Annotated in this window: 16 protein-coding genes; 9 read left to right on the top strand and 7 right to left on the bottom strand. The window is 41.9% G+C overall.

All coding sequences use genetic code 11. The annotated features are described in order from the left end of the window. The first annotated feature begins 28 nt into the window (after positions 1–28). Positions 29–1186, top strand: a complete 1158-nt coding sequence (locus tag EV202_RS10365) for a DUF3810 domain-containing protein (protein ID WP_131927046.1) — start codon at positions 29–31, stop codon at positions 1184–1186. A gap of 28 nt (positions 1187–1214) precedes the next feature. Next, the gene (mazG, locus tag EV202_RS10360; RefSeq protein ID WP_131927013.1) at positions 1215–2015 is read left to right on the top strand and encodes a nucleoside triphosphate pyrophosphohydrolase; all 801 of its coding nucleotides are present in this window, start codon (positions 1215–1217) and stop codon (positions 2013–2015) included. Between the two features lie 42 nt (positions 2016–2057). Here the strand turns inward: mazG and EV202_RS10355 are convergent, their stop codons facing one another. The 7 genes from EV202_RS10355 to rpsA all read right to left on the bottom strand — a co-directional run bounded on the left by EV202_RS10355 (position 2058) and on the right by rpsA (position 7467). After that, a complete protein-coding gene (locus EV202_RS10355; RefSeq protein ID WP_131751387.1) occupies positions 2058–2534 on the bottom strand; it encodes a hypothetical protein in 477 nt (158 codons plus the stop codon). Between the two features lie 28 nt (positions 2535–2562). Beyond that, positions 2563–2928: a hypothetical protein gene (locus EV202_RS10350; RefSeq protein WP_131927012.1), complete on the bottom strand. Its 366-nt coding sequence runs from the start codon at positions 2926–2928 to the stop codon at positions 2563–2565. A gap of 51 nt (positions 2929–2979) precedes the next feature. Next, a complete protein-coding gene (locus EV202_RS10345; protein WP_125238930.1) occupies positions 2980–3534 on the bottom strand; it encodes an RNA polymerase sigma factor in 555 nt (184 codons plus the stop codon). 54 nt (positions 3535–3588) lie between these two features. Then, positions 3589–4503, bottom strand: coding sequence for a ribonuclease Z (locus EV202_RS10340; protein WP_131751390.1), 915 nt, complete (start codon positions 4501–4503; stop codon positions 3589–3591). Between the two features lie 100 nt (positions 4504–4603). After that, on the bottom strand, positions 4604–4996 hold the full coding sequence (locus tag EV202_RS10335; RefSeq protein ID WP_131927011.1) for a hypothetical protein: 393 nt from the start codon (positions 4994–4996) through the stop codon (positions 4604–4606). 207 nt (positions 4997–5203) lie between these two features. Further along, on the bottom strand, positions 5204–5569 hold the full coding sequence (locus tag EV202_RS10330) for a hypothetical protein (protein ID WP_131927010.1): 366 nt from the start codon (positions 5567–5569) through the stop codon (positions 5204–5206). Between the two features lie 104 nt (positions 5570–5673). Then, positions 5674–7467 carry a 30S ribosomal protein S1 gene (rpsA, locus tag EV202_RS10325; protein WP_125238927.1) on the bottom strand — a complete coding sequence of 598 codons (1794 nt, stop codon included), beginning with the start codon at positions 7465–7467 and terminating at the stop codon, positions 5674–5676. A 148-nt stretch (positions 7468–7615) separates the two neighbouring features. Between rpsA and EV202_RS10320 the strand changes: the two genes are divergently transcribed. The 7 genes from EV202_RS10320 (at position 7616) to EV202_RS10290 (ending at position 16462) form a co-directional block, all read left to right on the top strand. Then, positions 7616–8425 carry an alpha/beta hydrolase gene (locus EV202_RS10320; RefSeq protein WP_131927009.1) on the top strand — a complete coding sequence of 270 codons (810 nt, stop codon included), beginning with the start codon at positions 7616–7618 and terminating at the stop codon, positions 8423–8425. A 771-nt stretch (positions 8426–9196) separates the two neighbouring features. Then, entirely contained in the window at positions 9197–10990 is a 1794-nt protein-coding gene (locus EV202_RS10315) for a dynamin family protein (RefSeq protein ID WP_131927008.1), read from the top strand. A gap of 11 nt (positions 10991–11001) precedes the next feature. Further along, on the top strand, positions 11002–11391 hold the full coding sequence (locus EV202_RS10310; protein WP_165899419.1) for a hypothetical protein: 390 nt from the start codon (positions 11002–11004) through the stop codon (positions 11389–11391). Further along, on the top strand, positions 11388–13118 hold the full coding sequence (locus EV202_RS10305) for a dynamin family protein (protein WP_131927006.1): 1731 nt from the start codon (positions 11388–11390) through the stop codon (positions 13116–13118). Before EV202_RS10310 ends, EV202_RS10305 begins: the two co-directional genes overlap by 4 nt. 175 nt (positions 13119–13293) lie before the next feature. Further along, positions 13294–15396, top strand: a complete 2103-nt coding sequence (locus tag EV202_RS10300) for a dynamin family protein (protein ID WP_131927005.1) — start codon at positions 13294–13296, stop codon at positions 15394–15396. Positions 15397–15498: 102 nt separating this feature from the next. After that, positions 15499–16050, top strand: coding sequence for a hypothetical protein (locus EV202_RS10295; protein ID WP_131927004.1), 552 nt, complete (start codon positions 15499–15501; stop codon positions 16048–16050). Between the two features lie 19 nt (positions 16051–16069). Then, entirely contained in the window at positions 16070–16462 is a 393-nt protein-coding gene (locus tag EV202_RS10290) for a hypothetical protein (protein WP_131927003.1), read from the top strand. Positions 16463–16541 lie beyond the last annotated feature (79 nt).

Here is a 16541-nt window from a genome sequence, read left to right as displayed (position 1 = left end):
TTTTTGCCCCTATAAAACAATGGATAAAATGAGGTACAAGCTGAAATTCAGACATGTTATACTAATCGTGCTGCTGTCTGCCACATGGGCAACTCAACTTATTCCATCATTGAGCGACATGTATGCGCGCATCGTTTATCCGATAATCGCTTTCTGCCTATCGTCTTTTTCCGGGCTTATCCCTTTTGCCATAGGCGACTTATTCATCTTTCTGAGCATCATCGGCCTTTTTCTTTATCCCGTCAAAGCATACTACGTACAGAAAAAGAAATGGAAGCAGATTCTGTTGAACGAAGCGGAATATCTGGCGTGGATATATGCTTGGTTTTATCTGGCATGGGGGCTGAACTATTTTCAAAAAGACATATATGAACGGACGGATATGTCGCGGCGGGAATACAGCAAGACCGCTTTTCAGGCATTCGCAAACGATTATATCGACAAGCTGAACGGTTCTTACGTTCGTATCACTTCTATCAATGAGCCGTTGGTGCGCCGAGAAAGCGTCAACGCTTACCGCCAAATCAGCGATAGTCTGGGCGTGCACTACCCGCTCCAAGATTCTCCGCGTGCGAAAACCATGCTTTTCACTCCTCTCATCTCGATGGTTGGGGTCACCGGAAGCATGGGACCTTTCTTTTGCGAGTTCACGCTGAACGGCGATCTGCTCCCATCGCAATATCCTGCCACTTATGCCCACGAACTGGCACATCTGTTAGGCATTGCCGGCGAAGCGGAAGCCAACTTCTATGCCTATCAGGTATGCATCTGTTCCAAAGCACGCGGCATTCGCTTCAGCGGCTACTTGTCGGTACTCCCACATGTGCTCGGCAATGCTGCCCTACTGATGACCGAAGAAGAATATGCACTGCTTGTCCACCGCATAAGGCCGGAAATCATCGAACAAGTGCAGAGCAACCGGAAGTATTGGATGGAGAAATACAGTCCGCTCCTTGGAAAGATACAGGATAGGATTTACGATTGGTATCTGAAAGGGAACAACATTTCGAGCGGTCGTAAGAATTACTCGGAGGTTGTGGGATTGCTGGTCTCCTATTATGAATATGAACAAATAATACAAGCAACGAACCGCTTGAATGCCGAAGAGAAAGAAGGAGTGAGGCAACTGTCATTCCCAAGTGCAGATGATCTAAGAGAGGAAATGAGGCTATTTGTCCCACGATAAACAGAAATTACTTAAAAAGATACAGATAATGATACATAACAGAAAAGAACAGATGGAAGCTTTCGGACGCTTCCTCGATATACTCGACGAACTCCGCGAGAAATGCCCGTGGGATCGCAAACAAACCAATGAAAGCTTGCGCCCCAACACCATCGAAGAAACTTACGAGCTTTGCGACGCCCTGATGCGCGATGACAAGGATGACATCTGCAAAGAGTTGGGCGATGTATTGCTGCACGTGGCTTTCTATGCAAAGATAGGCAGTGAAACCGGTGATTTCGACATGAAAGACGTCTGCGACCGTCTTTGCGAAAAACTGATTTTCCGTCATCCTCACGTGTTCGGCGATGTAAAAGCAGAGACAGCCGGACAGGTTTCTGAAAACTGGGAACAACTGAAGTTGAAAGAGAAAAACGGCAATAAAACCGTACTAAGCGGTGTTCCGGCTGCTCTTCCCTCACTGATTAAAGCCTACCGCATTCAAGATAAGGCTCGCAACGTAGGGTTCGATTGGGAAGAACGCGAACAGGTTTGGGAGAAAGTGAAAGAGGAAATCAAAGAATTTCAAGCGGAAGTGGGGCAGATGGAAAAAGACAAAGCGGAAGCGGAATTCGGTGACGTCATGTTCAGCCTCATCAATGCCGCCCGCCTATACAAAATCAATCCGGACAATGCGCTGGAACGAACCAATCAGAAATTCATCAACCGCTTCAACTATCTGGAGGCACATACCATCAAAGAAGGAAAGAGCCTGCACGACATGACGCTGGAAGAAATGGATGTGCTATGGAACGAAGCCAAAGCATTGGAAAAGGGACGCAAAGCATAACCCCTTTTCCAATGCAAAACAGGTTAGATGCAAAGCTGCTTCTTACTTGCTACGTCCTTGCATCCTTCTTTGAGGCCTTTCACCTTTCTTGTGCATGCCCCTCAGCAGTTCGCGATGGAAACGCATTTCAGCTCTCTGTACCAGATATATTTTCTTGTAGGATAATATTTTCTTAAATTTATCGAAGTAAGTCTTATCCAAACGGTCGGAAGCGATACGGGCGTCGTATACTCCCTCCAAAATTTCCTGATACTGGGCTTCGGTAGTTTCTTTATCCTTACCCTTCCGAAGCAATGTCCATGCTTCATCGTTCAACTGCTTTTTCCGATCCTGCAACTCGAAATACAAGGGGAAGAATATAGCAGCTTCCTCATTTGTCAATCCGGCCTTTTCAATGATAAAGGCCTTCTGTTTGGTACGAAACTCATCGGGTGACAAGTATTGATTGATTCCATTACCAGCCCGAAGCAAAGGCATTACGCCACATACCATTACCAATAAAACGATTAGTCTTTTCATTTTTTCAATCAGCTAAGTAGTTGTTTTTTCATTCGGCATCAGAATCTGCCAAGAAGACGTACAATGAATAGTCGTCCATCATGGAGTTTTCCACAGCCATATTAATATATTCCATCTGGGCTTCCGTCTCATCGGCAACCACGCTATCCGCGGCAGGCGTACGGTCTGAAGAAGCCACCCTGATAATCAATGCCGCACCAATGAACATGGCAGCCATATACAGCCACGGTCTCATCCTTTCCCATCTTGTAGGCTCTCTTTGAGCGATAGCATTTTTCTCTCTTTCGGGAAGTCGGCTCATCACCTCCGAGGTAAGATTGTCAAAGTAACCGTCGGGAACGCGGAAAGGATTCTCCGCTCCTATCTTTTTCCGTATTTTATCTTCTTCCTTCATAAAGTTTCTTTCTCCTTCCTGTTCAATTAGACATTGTTTCACGGCAAAGGTTTAATCCGCTTCGCTTATAAACCTTTCGATTTTCTTCACGGCATGATGATAGGACGCTTTCAAAGCCCCCACCGATGTGCCAAAGATTTCGGACATCTCTTCATATTTCATCTCTTGATAATATTTCAGATTGAACACCATGCGTTGCTTTTCCGGCAAGGTGAGCAAAGCCTTTTGAAGAGTCATTTCCGCCTTGTCGCCGGAGAAGTACGGGTCGCTCTCCAGCTTTCGGAGCGCATCAGCCTCCGCATCGTCCAAAGAGACGGTAGATAAAGCCTGCCGCTTGTTCAGGAAGGTAAGGCACTCGTTCAAAGCAATGCGATAAAGCCAAGTGGAGAGCTTGGCCTCCGCCCGAAAATAGTCGATATTTATCCATGCTTTAATAAAAGTGTTCTGAAGCAAATCGTTGGCATCTTCATGAGAAAGAACCATGCGGCGAATCTGCCAGTACAGTTGTTCGCTATACCGGGCAACAATCATCTCGAACCCTTGTTTTTGCGTACTTTCGTCCAGCAAAAGGGCCAACACTTCGCGTTCATTATAAGAAGAGGTCATAAACTTCCGTTCGCATTTGTTGTTTTAGACTGCCAAAGATACAAAAAGTTTAATTCACACCGACACGCAAAGTGTCTCTTTAGCAAGCAGCGTATCGGGGAATATGGTCGAAGCCTCTTGTAGCAGTACAGTTTCTTCCTCATACCGGGCAGAGAAGTGGCCTATAAGCAACCGCTTCACTCCGGCGGCTTTGGCTATCCCGGCAGCTTGTGCCGCAGTTGTATGGAATGTTTCTCCGGCACGCGGCGCATCTTCTTCGGCAAAGGTGGCCTCATGGAAAAGCAGGTCTACGCCTTGTATCTGTCCGACGATAGAAGGCAGACAGATTGTATCCGAGCAATAGGCATAACGGCGGGGAGGGTCGGCAGGATGCGTCAGCAGATGGTTGGGAATGGTTTCTCCTGCCGGCGTCACATAGTCTTCTCCGTTCTTTATACGGTTCAGTTCGTACACCGGCACTTGGTAGAAGTCTACCATATCACGGATGATGTGGTTGGGGCGAGGTTTCTCCGCAAACAGGAAACCGCAACAGGGCATGCGATGACGCAACGGAATGGTTGTCACCGTCAGCGAGCGGTCTTCATAAATCAGCATGGGTTCCTTTGTCTCGAACACATGGAAGAGCACCTTGTACGACATCTGCCGATTGAAAAAGTCGAGCATCGGCGTCAAGAGTTCTTCCAGGCCTTTGGGAGAATGTATGTGCAGCTCGGCAGTACGTCCCAAAAGATTCAGCGTAGAGATTAGGCCCAACAGGCCGTAACAATGATCTCCATGCAAATGAGAAATAAAGACATGGTTCAGCCGGGAGAATTTCAATCGGGATTTACGAAACTGCAGTTGGGCGCCTTCCCCACAGTCTATCATAAACAACTTATCACGCACGTTCACTATCTGCGAAGTGGGGAAATGGCGTGTGGTAGGCAATGCGGAGCCGCAGCCGAGGATGTGTATGTCAAATTTTTCCATAACGGGGCAAAGATAATCAAAGCACCGCAAATACGAAAACAAAAAGGGAACTACGGAAACAATCCGCAATTCCCTTTTTATATCAAATATATGACCTGCATCAATACCGAAGAGGACGGAACAAATCCCAACATGTCAGAATCAGCAGGAACAGGAAAATATTGCCACAACTCACAGCCAATTCTCCATAAAGCTCCACGCCTATGTATTTCAGCAGAAAGCCGATTATCAACTCCGCCATGTAGCTGCATGCACAAATCCAGAGACGAAGTCTGAACTCTTGCCGCGCTTCAAGCGTATAATTCCCCATTCGCATCGCCTCCCGCTTATCGGCATAGGCAGACAACGGGAAAAACAATACAGGAATAAGAAGGAACAATACGGAAGCCCACGAGAACCATTGCTTTGTGTTTTTCGGGAAACGTTGTGCAAACAGTAGTAAAGCCAATGCCCATAAGGGCAGGCAGGTGCATAAAAGTATGATAGGTGTCATTATTTAATACCCGGATAATCAAACATACCAGCACAATCAGCTGCGGCTGTAGCAGCCAAAGCCGGTGCAACCAAATCTATAGTCATATCTGACACAAACTCACCCACAGCCTCTTGATATTCCTTTTTCAGAGCTGAATACTTAGCATTAAAGCATTTTAGAAAGTTAGATGCAGCTCTAGTAGTAGGAAATTCTTCTACCTCTATATTATAAAGTTTTCCTGCACCATTTATAAAAAAGAGAAGCCACTTTCACTCCTTCGACATAATGAGTTAATATAAAACTACCATCATTATTAAAGGTCTGTACCAACTGAGTTACAACAGTCTTTTTTAAATATTCAGATCTGATAATCAAATTGTAGGTTTTACTATCTTCAGTAATTCCTCTTGTCTGAGTAACAATAGGCATTACTTCACCATACATCTTACAACCCTCATAATCAAACGCAAACTGTCCCTGCTTCAACTCATGCTTCTCATGGACAGCAATCAATTCATTATCCACAGCCTGCTCACATCCAAGCATTATAGCAGACAACAAAATACACAAACAAATCTTTTTTATTTTCATTCAGTTTTAATAATATTATTACATTTTCTACATAAAAAAAAGAGCCATATCATCCTTGAACAAAAATATGATACGACTCTTTTAATAATCTATTGTATTTTCAATTACTTCTTACCGGCTTCCAATTGCTCTTTCAAAGCAGCCAAGGCGTCGATGTCGCCCAGAGTGGTAGATGCAGCCTGATTCTGGATAACAGGAGTTGCTTCTTCTCTCTTGCTGTTTGCTTTCTTGGCAGCCTTCTTCTCGGCTCTCTCTTCTGCCTTTGCAGCATCCTCAAAGATACGGCTGTGAGAGAGGATGATGCGCTTGGCATCTTTGTTGAACTCGATAACCTTGAATTCGAGTTTCTCGTCCAACTGTGCCTGAGAACCATCTTCCTTAACAAGGTGTTTCGGAGTAGCGAAACCTTCTACACCATAAGGCAGAGCAACAACAGCACCCTTATCCAGCATTTCGATGATAGTGCCTTCGTGTACCGAACCTACGGTGAATACTGTTTCGAATACATCCCAAGGATTCTCTTCGAGTTGCTTGTGGCCGAGGCTCAAACGACGGTTTTCCTTATCGATTTCCAGAACCTGTACGTCGATGTCGGCACCAATCTGAGTAAATTCTGACGGATGTTTTACTTTCTTCGTCCAAGACAGATCAGAGATGTGAATCAAGCCGTCAACGCCCTCTTCGATTTCAACAAATACACCGAAATTAGTGAAGTTGCGTACTTTAGCGGTGTGCTTGCTGCCGATGGGATATTTCTCTTCGATGGTTTCCCAAGGATCGGCCTTCAACTGCTTGATGCCGAGAGACATCTTACGTTCTTCACGATCCAAAGTCAGTACAACGGCTTCTACTTCGTCGCCTACCTTCATGAAGTCCTGTGCAGAGCGCAGGTGCTGCGACCAAGACATCTCGGAAACGTGAATCAAACCTTCTACGCCCGGAGCGATTTCGATGAATGCACCGTAATCGGCCATAACAACAACTTTACCCTTCACGTGATCGCCCACCTTCAATTCGGCGCTCAGTGCATCCCAAGGATGCGGAGTGAGTTGCTTCAAGCCGAGAGCGATACGCTTCTTCTCGTCGTCGAAGTCAAGGATAACCACATTGAGTTTCTGGTCGAGTTCAACCACTTCTTTCGGATCGCTGACACGGCCCCAAGACAGGTCGGTGATGTGAATCAAACCGTCTACGCCGCCCAAGTCGATAAATACGCCATAGGAAGTGATATTTTTAACGGTACCCTCAAGCACTTGGCCTTTTTCGAGTTTACCGATGATTTCTTTCTTCTGTTGTTCCAGTTCGGCCTCGATAAGCGCCTTGTGAGAAACAACCACATTCTTGAATTCTTGATTGATTTTGACAACCTTGAATTCCATCGTTTTGCCAACGAATACATCGTAGTCGCGGATAGGCTTCACGTCGATTTGAGAACCCGGCAAGAAAGCCTCGATGCCGAATACGTCTACGATCATACCACCCTTTGTGCGGCACTTGATGTACCCCTTGATAATTTCTTCGTTTTCCAAAGCCGCGTTCACGCGGTCCCAAGAACGGGTAGCACGAGCCTTGCGGTGAGAGAGGACAAGCTGTCCTTTTTTGTCTTCCTGATTTTCGATGTACACCTCTACGGTATCGCCCACTTTCAGGTCGGGATTGTAACGGAACTCACTCATCGGAATGATGCCGTCTGATTTGTAACCGATGTTCACAACTACTTCACGCTTGTTCATTGCGATTACGGTTCCGTCAACCACCTCGCGGTCGTTAACTCTGTTCAGTGTGTTGTCATACGCTTTTTCCAGTTCTTCGTGACTTGCACCGGCCACTGTTTCGCCATTTTCGTAAGCATCCCAATTGAAGTCTTCAACGGGAGATACATTCTTTAAATTTTCCATTAATAAATAAATTGTTTAACTCGTTTAATTAAGTGAGACATTATATCGACTCATTATAAATCGGGCGCAAAGATAGAAGTATTTTCTTGAATCACAAAACAAAAAGCTATCTTTGCGAAGTATCATTTTAGTGTTTTGTATATTTGCCATGAAAAAGATAATCGCGTGTGTTTTAGTTGCGTGCTGCGCACTGTTATGTTACGGTCAAAATCGGGGTGCCACCGAGAGCTACCGTACGCAAAAAGAGATATTCTATCTTCATCCGGGCGAGACGGATAGTTACAAACTGGAACGTTGCAAACTCGACATCCACTACCCCACGGACAAAAAAGGCTTTGCCACCCTTGTCTGGTTCCACGGTGGAGGCCTTGAAGCCGGTGAGAAGCATTTTCCCAAAGAGCTGATGGATAGAGGCTACGCAGTAGTAGCCGTGAACTATCGGTTGAGTCCGCGCGCCCAAAATCCGGCCTACACGGAAGATGCCGCCGAAGCGGTAGCATGGATGTTCGAGCACATAGAAGAATACGGCGGAGACAGGAATAAGATATACATTGCCGGCCATTCTGCCGGAGGGTATCTATGCCTCATGCTGAGCCTCGACAAGAACTACCTTGCCAAATGGAACATTGATGCGGACAAGCTGGCAGGTGTCTTTCCTATCAGCGGACAGACCACGACGCACTACACCATACGCAAAGAGCGTGGCCTCCCTTCCGACGTCCCCATCATAGACCGTTACGCACCTTCCAACAACATCCGAAAAGGCGCTTCCCCCATGGTGCTTATCACCGGAGACAAAGATTTGGAGATGCTGGCCCGCTATGAAGAGAACGCCCACCTATATGCGCTATTGAAAGCAATGGGGCAAAAGGTCACGCTCTATCAGCTGGAAGGTTTCGACCACGTAACCGTACTACCCCCTGCCTGCACGCTGATCGACCAGAAGATGAAGGAGTGACACGGATCGCTCCACGCAATCCGCACCCGCACACCTACCGTTCCTCTCCCCCTCTTGGGAAGCAGTTGCCGGATGTATAGATAAATGGAAATAAAAAGAGGGCTTCGCATGAGCTTTCACCGACATCCGTTTTCTTCCTCACCGAGAAACGAGGCCTCCGACACCGAGGAAGAGCTCGTTCCTCGGTGAGGAAGACATCGTTCCTCGGTGTCGAAAGAATAGCCCGCTCAGAAAGCTTTCTGAAGAGGGTGGCAGGCTGAAAGAGAGGCGGCTTGATTAATGTAAAGAATTATCACTAAATTATTCCACCGAAAGACGCTTCCGATGCCAAAATCTGCGCCGTGAGCATTTATACCTATGGAGCAAAGTCTCACGCCTTATCTTTGAGGTGAAACTTATAAAGCCAACTTTATTCCAACGCATGGGCAAAGATGTAAAATGCGGCAAAGAAGAATATGAGAGCTAATTTATTTGATTTTAATATATTGGTGTCCGCTAAAAATAATAGCAGTGTTTAGAAATGTCTGTTTTGTCGGACAGCCGATGTCTTGGACATGTAGAGAGCCTATTTCAGGGTTAAAATCGCAGGAAAAGGCTAAAAAACGCAAATAGGGGCATGCTTCATAGCTCCAATATCAAATACAGAGCCCAATTTTTAGCGGACAGCCGTTGAAATAGTCCAAAGGGGGGCTTGTCAAGCAGCGATTTCCGTAAATATGGGGATAAAAATAGGTTTAACGGACAGTAATAATTACAAATAAATCAACTCCCATGAAATATTTTGAAACCCTATCCAGCATTGCTCAATATTTAGAGCTCACTGATATAGAAGCTGAATTAAACGCTATAAAATATCGTGCACAGCAAGAAAACGCCAATATAGTATTACCACTGATTGGGGAATTTAGTTCCGGAAAAACAACTTTAATTAATGCACTCACTGATTGCAAAAAGTTAGAAACCGCCACAAAGCCTACAACCGCTACCATTTATGAAGTTCATTTTGGTTGTGATGTGTGCCATGCAACAATCCTCAATGAGGAATCAGACCATATTGAAGTGTCGAATATTGAAGACTTAAAAAATGAAACATTGGCTGACGCGAAAGTCGTGACTGTTTTCGACACTTCAACCAAGATTCCTTCAACTACTATTTTAGTAGATACTCCGGGGCTGTCTTCACCTGACCCAAAACATAGACAAACTCTGGTTGATTTTCTACCGAAAGCCGATGGAATATTATTAGTTATAGACATAAATCAGCAAATCACGCGTTCTTTGACAGATTTCATCGAAACAATGAAACTATCTCAAAAAACGATCTTTTTGATTCTCACCAAAAGCGATACAAAATCGGAGCAGGATATTGAAGCGGCAAAAGCATATATAAGAAAAGAAAGTCAGATACCTTTTGAACAAATGGCAGCAGTCTCTGCACATAGCAATAAGATGGAGGAATTATATTCCTTACTTGACAATATCCAAAAGAACAAAAAAGAAATAATCAAGCAGGTAGATTCACTAAAGCTGAAGAATATTGCTAAATATCTTATTAATTACATTGACGAACTTATAAAATCATCCTCCTCTGATGATGATTTGGAGAAAGCCATTAGAGAATGTAAATATGAATTGGAAAAAATAAATAGGAATATCGTTAGTTTGGTCGAATCAATGTCGGACGACATTAAAGAACAAGAAAAATCGATTTCCAGAAAATTCGAGGATGATATAACTTTAAAACTAGACAACCTAGTAACAGGCAAGAGCAAGAACCTTGATGCAGAAGCTGTCTCTATCATAAATAATACCGCGACCCTTCTTTTGAATAAATATAAAACCGGGATCCAAACCATTCTCAGTGAGAAGGCATTAAGCCAACGAGGAACAGACAATGAGTTAAAACTCAACTCCTTAAACAATTTAAACCTATCAGAGATGCAGATATCGGGACTGAGCTACAACCTTGACTTGGCCTCCATGGGACACAAATATGATAAAATGATTAAAAACGGACTCATTGCGGCAACTACAGTTGCCACTGTAGCCCTCACCGCTGGAGCTACTGGAGTTGCAGTTGCAAGAAGCGCTGCCTCTACTGTTGCGAGTAAAGCCATTGATATAATTGACACCGCATCTGATGTAGGAAGTATCATTTCAAACAGAAGAACTGTAGATAGAATTAGAAAAACTGTCAGTTTAGCTTCTAAAACCGCTGATCAGTATAACATCATCGACCGTAACCTAACAGCGAACACAAATATGATAGACTCTTTTATTGGTTCTATTACCGAGAAAATGTTATCAAAACCTCAACGTAAGCGCGCCATCCGAGATTATATTGAGAATTCACTTGCGCCTGACTTCAAGGAAAAACTCAATAATATTTCCGACGATTTGGTCTCCAGTATTCGCTTCAATTTGCAAGAAGAAGCTTCGCAAATGATAGAGCAAAAAACAAAAACTCTTAATCAACTAAAATCTGAATATAAAGAAAAGAAAGATAAGTTTGATGAGAGAATTCTTCAACTAAGAAAATATAAATCCTTATTAATGACCCTTTAATCATAATGAAAATGTTAGCTATAATCAGTTCCTTTATTATTGGTGGTGCTATCGGCATTACAATGAAAGACAAATTGTTCGGATCAGAATCACAAAAAGAAGATAAACAGAGAGAAGTAGACTCTCTCTACGCAGAGAATGAAAAGTTCAGTAAGCGTAACAAAGAGATGAAACGCCAAATCGAAGATTTACTATCCGAGCTCAACAAAGTTCGTAAACAAGCGAAAATCCATGATGATGAAAATGAAAATCTTGAAGATGATTTAGATAAGGCAAAGAAAGAACTTAAAGATCTTCGGCTACAGAACGAGGAGTTGGTGTGCAAGTTAAAAGAATATAGAACAGCTTGTGAGATGCAAGAAATAGAGATTACAAAACTTAAAGAGGGAATGAACATATGATGATAGATGTGCCTACAACAATCATGTTGCTTTTGGCTTTTACAGCAGGTACAATCATCGCACTCATAATAAAAAAAGGCAAAAAAAAGCCTGAAATATCTCAGCAAATAGAAATATTGATGGCTGAGAAAGAATCTTTATTGTCCAAGCTGTCCAGTATAGACAATGAAAGTAACATAAAGGTGAGCGAGATAAAAAAGCAATATGAACTCCTCCTTCAAGAAGCTAATCTGCAATACGAAAAATTAGATAAGCAACTCAAAAATGATTTAGATGGGATAATTGATGATTCTATCAAAAAACAATTGGCTGAAGTTGAAGAACTAAAGAAGAAAATAAAAGGATTGGAAGAAGAACTTGAAGAGAATGAAGAAGATTTGTCTGAACTTAAAAAGAGAGTAAAAAATAAAGATAATAATATTGCTGATTTACAAAACAGCCTTCATAAAGAGCAAAAAGAATCAAAGTTACTGAACGAGGAGCTTTCATCTGTCAGGCTGGAGCTTGAAGAGAAAGCAGAAGAACTTCATCTCAGAACAAATTCTCTGGTTTTTCTCCAAGAAATTTTATCGGCTAAAGAGATCACTGTTGAAGACATAAAAACCTTATATCTTCAGATTGATACTTTTGAGGCTTTTATCAAAGGACACTTCACTGAGCTGAATGCATTTTTGTATGAGGAAGATAAATCACTCGATTGGAACGGCATTAAGGGCAGAAAGGGTTTCGAAGAGAAAAGAAAATTTTTCATTGATACATTTGACCAATGGGCTTCTACGAAGAGGAAGAGTTGGCTCGATGGTAAAACTACCATCGCCTTTGTCGGTGAATTTTCCGCAGGTAAGACATCCATCGTAAATAGGATTCTGTCTCAGGATAATCCAAACATTCCTCAACTTCCGGTTAGCACCAAAGCCACAACCGCTATTCCAACTTACATAGCAGGTGGTCCAACCATATCTTATAGTTTCATCTCAGGCGATGGAAAGCGAAAAACTATTGCAGAGGAAACTTTCAAGAAAGTTTCCAAGGATATCTTAGATCAGGTCAAAGGAGTCTCAGCCCTTATAAAATACTTCGTAATGACCTATAAAAATGCTAATTTGGACGGCTTAAGTATTCTCGATACTCCCGGATTTAATTCTAATGATAGAGAAGATAAGGAACGTACCATTGATGTAATCAATGAATGTGATGCTTTATTTTGGGTATTTGATGTAAATGCAGGTACCGTCAATAGAAGTTCCATCTCCATTATTAAAGAGAAACTAAACAAGCCATTGTATATCGTCATCAACAAAGTAGACACCAAATCGGAATCCGAGGTTCAGAAAGTGGAAGAACTGATAAAAAACACTTTGACCGATGAAGGATTAAGCGTCCAACAAGTGATTAAATTTTCTTCGAAAGCACCTCTTGACAAAATAATGCAACCTATTAAGGCTGTGAATAAACTTAAAGTCCGTGATACATTTGTCACAGACGTAGCAGATGACTTGCAGAAACAACTAAACAGCTTTGATGAGAAATTGAAAACCGTCAATAATTCCTACCATCAGGATAAGAAGGAAAGGGAGGAGCTGCTGGATAAACTTCTAGATAATATAAATAAGTTAAAAGATAATTGTGAAGAGATAAAAGAAATGCCTCAGTTGAAAAAACATTTTTGGAGTAGTAATCGCTATGAAATGTCAGAGGAAGAAGGATTTTTTTTAAAGAGCTATTAGAAAAAATAACCGAAGAAGATATTAAAGCATTGGTGAATCATATAGGGCTATGCCTCGAGAAGGTTCAAGATACCCAAAGTGAATACCAAAGTTTATGCAATCTAAAAGCTATTTGGCAAAGGATAAATAGTTGTCATGAATATTACAAACAAGTATCAAAATATTTTTCAAAATTATGACTCAAAATATATTTGAAGAGCTGCAAGGCAAAAAACAAAACTTAATCAACCTTGCAAATAAGGCAGCAGAGTATGGATGGATTCCAAAAGACAAGCAATCTATCTCCTTTGAAAAGAATGGAATTATTTCTGTGGAAGAGATAAAAGAAAAACTTGAAAAAGACACTCTTACAATTGGCGTAATCGGACAAATGAAGTGCGGGAAGTCCACATTTCTAAATGCTTTTGTTTTTGAAGATGATGTTTTACCTGCAGCAACAACTCCAATGACAGCTGCTCTTTCCGTAATCACTTATGGAGAGAAAGAACATATTATTGCCGAGTTCTATACTAAAGATGAATGGGAAGAACAAAAAATGCAGGCATCCAAAGATGAAAATGCTGCAGCAAATAGCCTTGACGAATCTAAAATTAAAGCGGCAAAAGAGTTAGTATCAAAAGCTATAAAATTAGGTTCCTCCTTAGATGGATACTTAGGAAAAACTCAGGAGGATAATTTTAGCAATCTAATTGACTACGTTGGTGCAGACGGTAAGTTTGTGTCAATAACAAAATCAGTTACCATATATTATCCGCACGAATATCTGAAAGGAGTTGAAGTTGTAGATACTCCGGGCTTTAATGATCCTATTGTTTCTCGCGAAGAAAGAACAAAGGCATTTCTGAAAAAAGCTGATGTGGTTATCATGATGCTCTATGCAGGTAGACCTTTTGATGCAACAGACCGTGATATCATCTTCAAAAATGTCCGTCAATGTGGAATAGGAAAAGTATTGGTTGGCATCAACAAATATGATATTCCTTATTGCAATGAAACGAATCCAGAGGATGAAAATCAAATAAAGGAGTATGTAAAGGCAGAAATCAAAAAAGCATGTCGTGACTGTAATGACAATACATTGGTCGAAATTCTTAATGATGTTGAGCCAATACCATTGTCTGCCGAAATGGCATTATTGTCTAAGCTCCCAATGAGTAAGATCACTTCAGCAGAAGCACTGGATTTTGCTTTTAGACGCCATTGCTCAAATTTTGGCATTAGCACACAGAGCGATCTGTATCAGTGGAGCCATCTTAAGGATTTTATCACAGCCGTCAAGAATCTTATTGAAAACGAAAAAAACAAGATTCTGTTTGCAAAGCCACTAAATGCAATTATGGCTGCTGGAGGCAAGATGAAGTCTGACAATGATAGCGAATTGAGATTATTAAACAGCAAGATAGAACTTCTCATGATGCCGGATTCAGAAATTAATGATAAGGAAGAAAAGCTTGCGAAAGCAAACAAGCGTATTTCTAAAAAAATAGATTTATTGGGTGAAGATTTGGATGCAGATATTCAAGAACTTGTTCGTAAAGGCAAAAACGAACTTGAAGATATCGTAGATAAATCATGTGAACAATTGAGAGGAATCGTTCGCAATAAGTGGGGCCTAACGAAGAGTTTTGAAAGCATACGACCTAGTATGGATGCCGAATTACAGAAGTTATTTACTCGAGATCTCAAAAGAGCCACAGAAAAATTAGCTAACGAAGGAAAGAAGAAAATCATACGTAACATTAACGATTTCTTTGCTGACACAGAAGATTTGTTGATGCGCTATTTGCCCGATTTTGAATCAAAAGATTTTGTCAAGTCCACTCAAAGTAAGATTAAAATGGATATAGAAGAAACAGATTTATTCTCGTTTGACTCTGAGTCAGATGAATCCAACTACGGATTTGGAGACTTCGTTCGATTCCTAAATAGGGTATCTTTGGGCCTTTTCTCTACGTTGAACAATATATTTGAGCATGAAGAGAATGTGAAGGAAATTAAAAAGGAAATCAATGGTATAAGTCGTGATTTTGATCCAAAGCCGTATCTTGAAACAGCTTTTGCTAGCAAAAAAACTATTATTAAGTTTGTTAAGAGTAGATTCATTACAGAACTGATCGAACCTCTTCAGCTGCAAATTGAAGAAATACGCTCTAAGAAATACGATAAAGAAAAAGAGCTTGAAGAAGCTCGAAAGAAACAGGAAGAAATGAAGATATTAAAAGAGAAAATCATGGAGCAACTTGAAGTAATCACGCAAATGAAGCAAGATATTGCTTAAATATCTACATCGAATAACCAAGTAAAAAAGGCTCAGAAAACTCTTTCTCAGAAATGTATCAGAGTAAAAAAGAGTTTGACTACAAAAAGTTTTTTAGCAACAATGAATATACCATCTTCTTTTGCAAACCTCTACGTAGAGGTTTGCAAAATTTCCGACACCGACATTCCTTCCGGCAACGGCGGCATTAATAAGGAAGGATATACTTATGGGGAACTGCGCCATCAGCCTATTATTCCGGAACTAATGGCGCAGATTACTCACCCTAAAATACGGCAAATGGCGGAAGAGTGCAACAGCCGTAATCGCAAAGAGGGTTTCACTATGTATAAAGTAGACGGTGAATACTGTTTTTGGGAACTCCGTGTGGGGCCGGTAGTGAAAACGCCAAGTAAAGAGGAGTTACTGAAAATACTCCCGGAGCGCCCTGTGACGGCAAGTGCCATCCGTGCCGTTACCTACGAGATACTTCGCAAAGAAATAGCCCTACAATGCAACATGTCTTTGAAAGAAGCTGCTGAAGCTATCGGTAATCAGTTGGATTGTGCGCCCCACGAGGATATTTCCGGACACATCTTCATGGTGCCCAATTGGGCGCACAAATGGTTCCGACATCGCGGATACGTGGCTAAAATATTAAATGGGAAAGAGTAACTGACAAAAAGAGAAGGCAATGGAACAATACATAATAGATAGGATAATAGATTATATTAAAAGCGAGTTAGAACCGGTAACTGATGCCGAACACCATTTAGTAGAGGAGCTGCCTACAGAGAACGTGCGCGAAGTTGAAAAACGGATAGCATTAATCAATGAAAAATACATGTCTGGCAAAACTAAAGAGCATGCCATAGAATGTATCGTTGGGCTAAAATTCCAACGATGGCGCCTAATGAGAGACCAATTTGAGTGGACTGACGAGAATATTGCTCGCATTGCGGCTATGAATGAAAAACTGAAGAAGGCTCTACTCGATATGCGCAGGCAGACTATCGAGGTATATGAATTACTGAAACATTGGCATCGTCGCGATAAGGAATTATTCGTAACTATTACTGTCCGCTAAACCATAATTATCTACTCCCAACTCGTTAACTATTACGTGTTGGGAGTATTTCTTTTTTCGGACAAGCCCCCTTATTTCA

Origin of the sequence: Prevotella heparinolytica, assembly GCF_004342845.1 — a bacterium.
GTDB classification, from domain to species: domain Bacteria; phylum Bacteroidota; class Bacteroidia; order Bacteroidales; family Bacteroidaceae; genus Bacteroides; species Bacteroides heparinolyticus.
The sequence above is the reverse complement of the archived record's forward strand: the minus strand, read 5'-3'. Positions and strand labels throughout refer to the sequence as shown.

Bases quoted from the DNA above. Each gene is read 5' to 3' on its own strand.
- EV202_RS10290 (WP_131927003.1), top strand. From the start codon at position 16,070: ATGGAACAATACATAATAGATAGGATAATAGATTATATTAAAAGCGAG.
- EV202_RS10335 (WP_131927011.1), bottom strand. From the start codon at position 4,996: ATGACACCTATCATACTTTTATGCACCTGCCTGCCCTTATGGGCATTG.
- EV202_RS10330 (WP_131927010.1), bottom strand. From the start codon at position 5,569: ATGAAAATAAAAAAGATTTGTTTGTGTATTTTGTTGTCTGCTATAATG.
- EV202_RS10345 (WP_125238930.1), bottom strand. From the start codon at position 3,534: ATGACCTCTTCTTATAATGAACGCGAAGTGTTGGCCCTTTTGCTGGAC.
- EV202_RS10365 (WP_131927046.1), top strand. From the start codon at position 29: ATGAGGTACAAGCTGAAATTCAGACATGTTATACTAATCGTGCTGCTG.
- EV202_RS10350 (WP_131927012.1), bottom strand. From the start codon at position 2,928: ATGAAGGAAGAAGATAAAATACGGAAAAAGATAGGAGCGGAGAATCCT.
- EV202_RS10320 (WP_131927009.1), top strand. From the start codon at position 7,616: ATGAAAAAGATAATCGCGTGTGTTTTAGTTGCGTGCTGCGCACTGTTA.
- EV202_RS10300 (WP_131927005.1), top strand. From the start codon at position 13,294: ATGACTCAAAATATATTTGAAGAGCTGCAAGGCAAAAAACAAAACTTA.
- EV202_RS10295 (WP_131927004.1), top strand. From the start codon at position 15,499: ATGAATATACCATCTTCTTTTGCAAACCTCTACGTAGAGGTTTGCAAA.
- EV202_RS10355 (WP_131751387.1), bottom strand. From the start codon at position 2,534: ATGAAAAGACTAATCGTTTTATTGGTAATGGTATGTGGCGTAATGCCT.
- EV202_RS10340 (WP_131751390.1), bottom strand. From the start codon at position 4,503: ATGGAAAAATTTGACATACACATCCTCGGCTGCGGCTCCGCATTGCCT.
- EV202_RS10310 (WP_165899419.1), top strand. From the start codon at position 11,002: ATGTTAGCTATAATCAGTTCCTTTATTATTGGTGGTGCTATCGGCATT.
- mazG (WP_131927013.1), top strand. From the start codon at position 1,215: ATGATACATAACAGAAAAGAACAGATGGAAGCTTTCGGACGCTTCCTC.
- EV202_RS10315 (WP_131927008.1), top strand. From the start codon at position 9,197: ATGAAATATTTTGAAACCCTATCCAGCATTGCTCAATATTTAGAGCTC.
- EV202_RS10305 (WP_131927006.1), top strand. From the start codon at position 11,388: ATGATGATAGATGTGCCTACAACAATCATGTTGCTTTTGGCTTTTACA.
- rpsA (WP_125238927.1), bottom strand. From the start codon at position 7,467: ATGGAAAATTTAAAGAATGTATCTCCCGTTGAAGACTTCAATTGGGAT.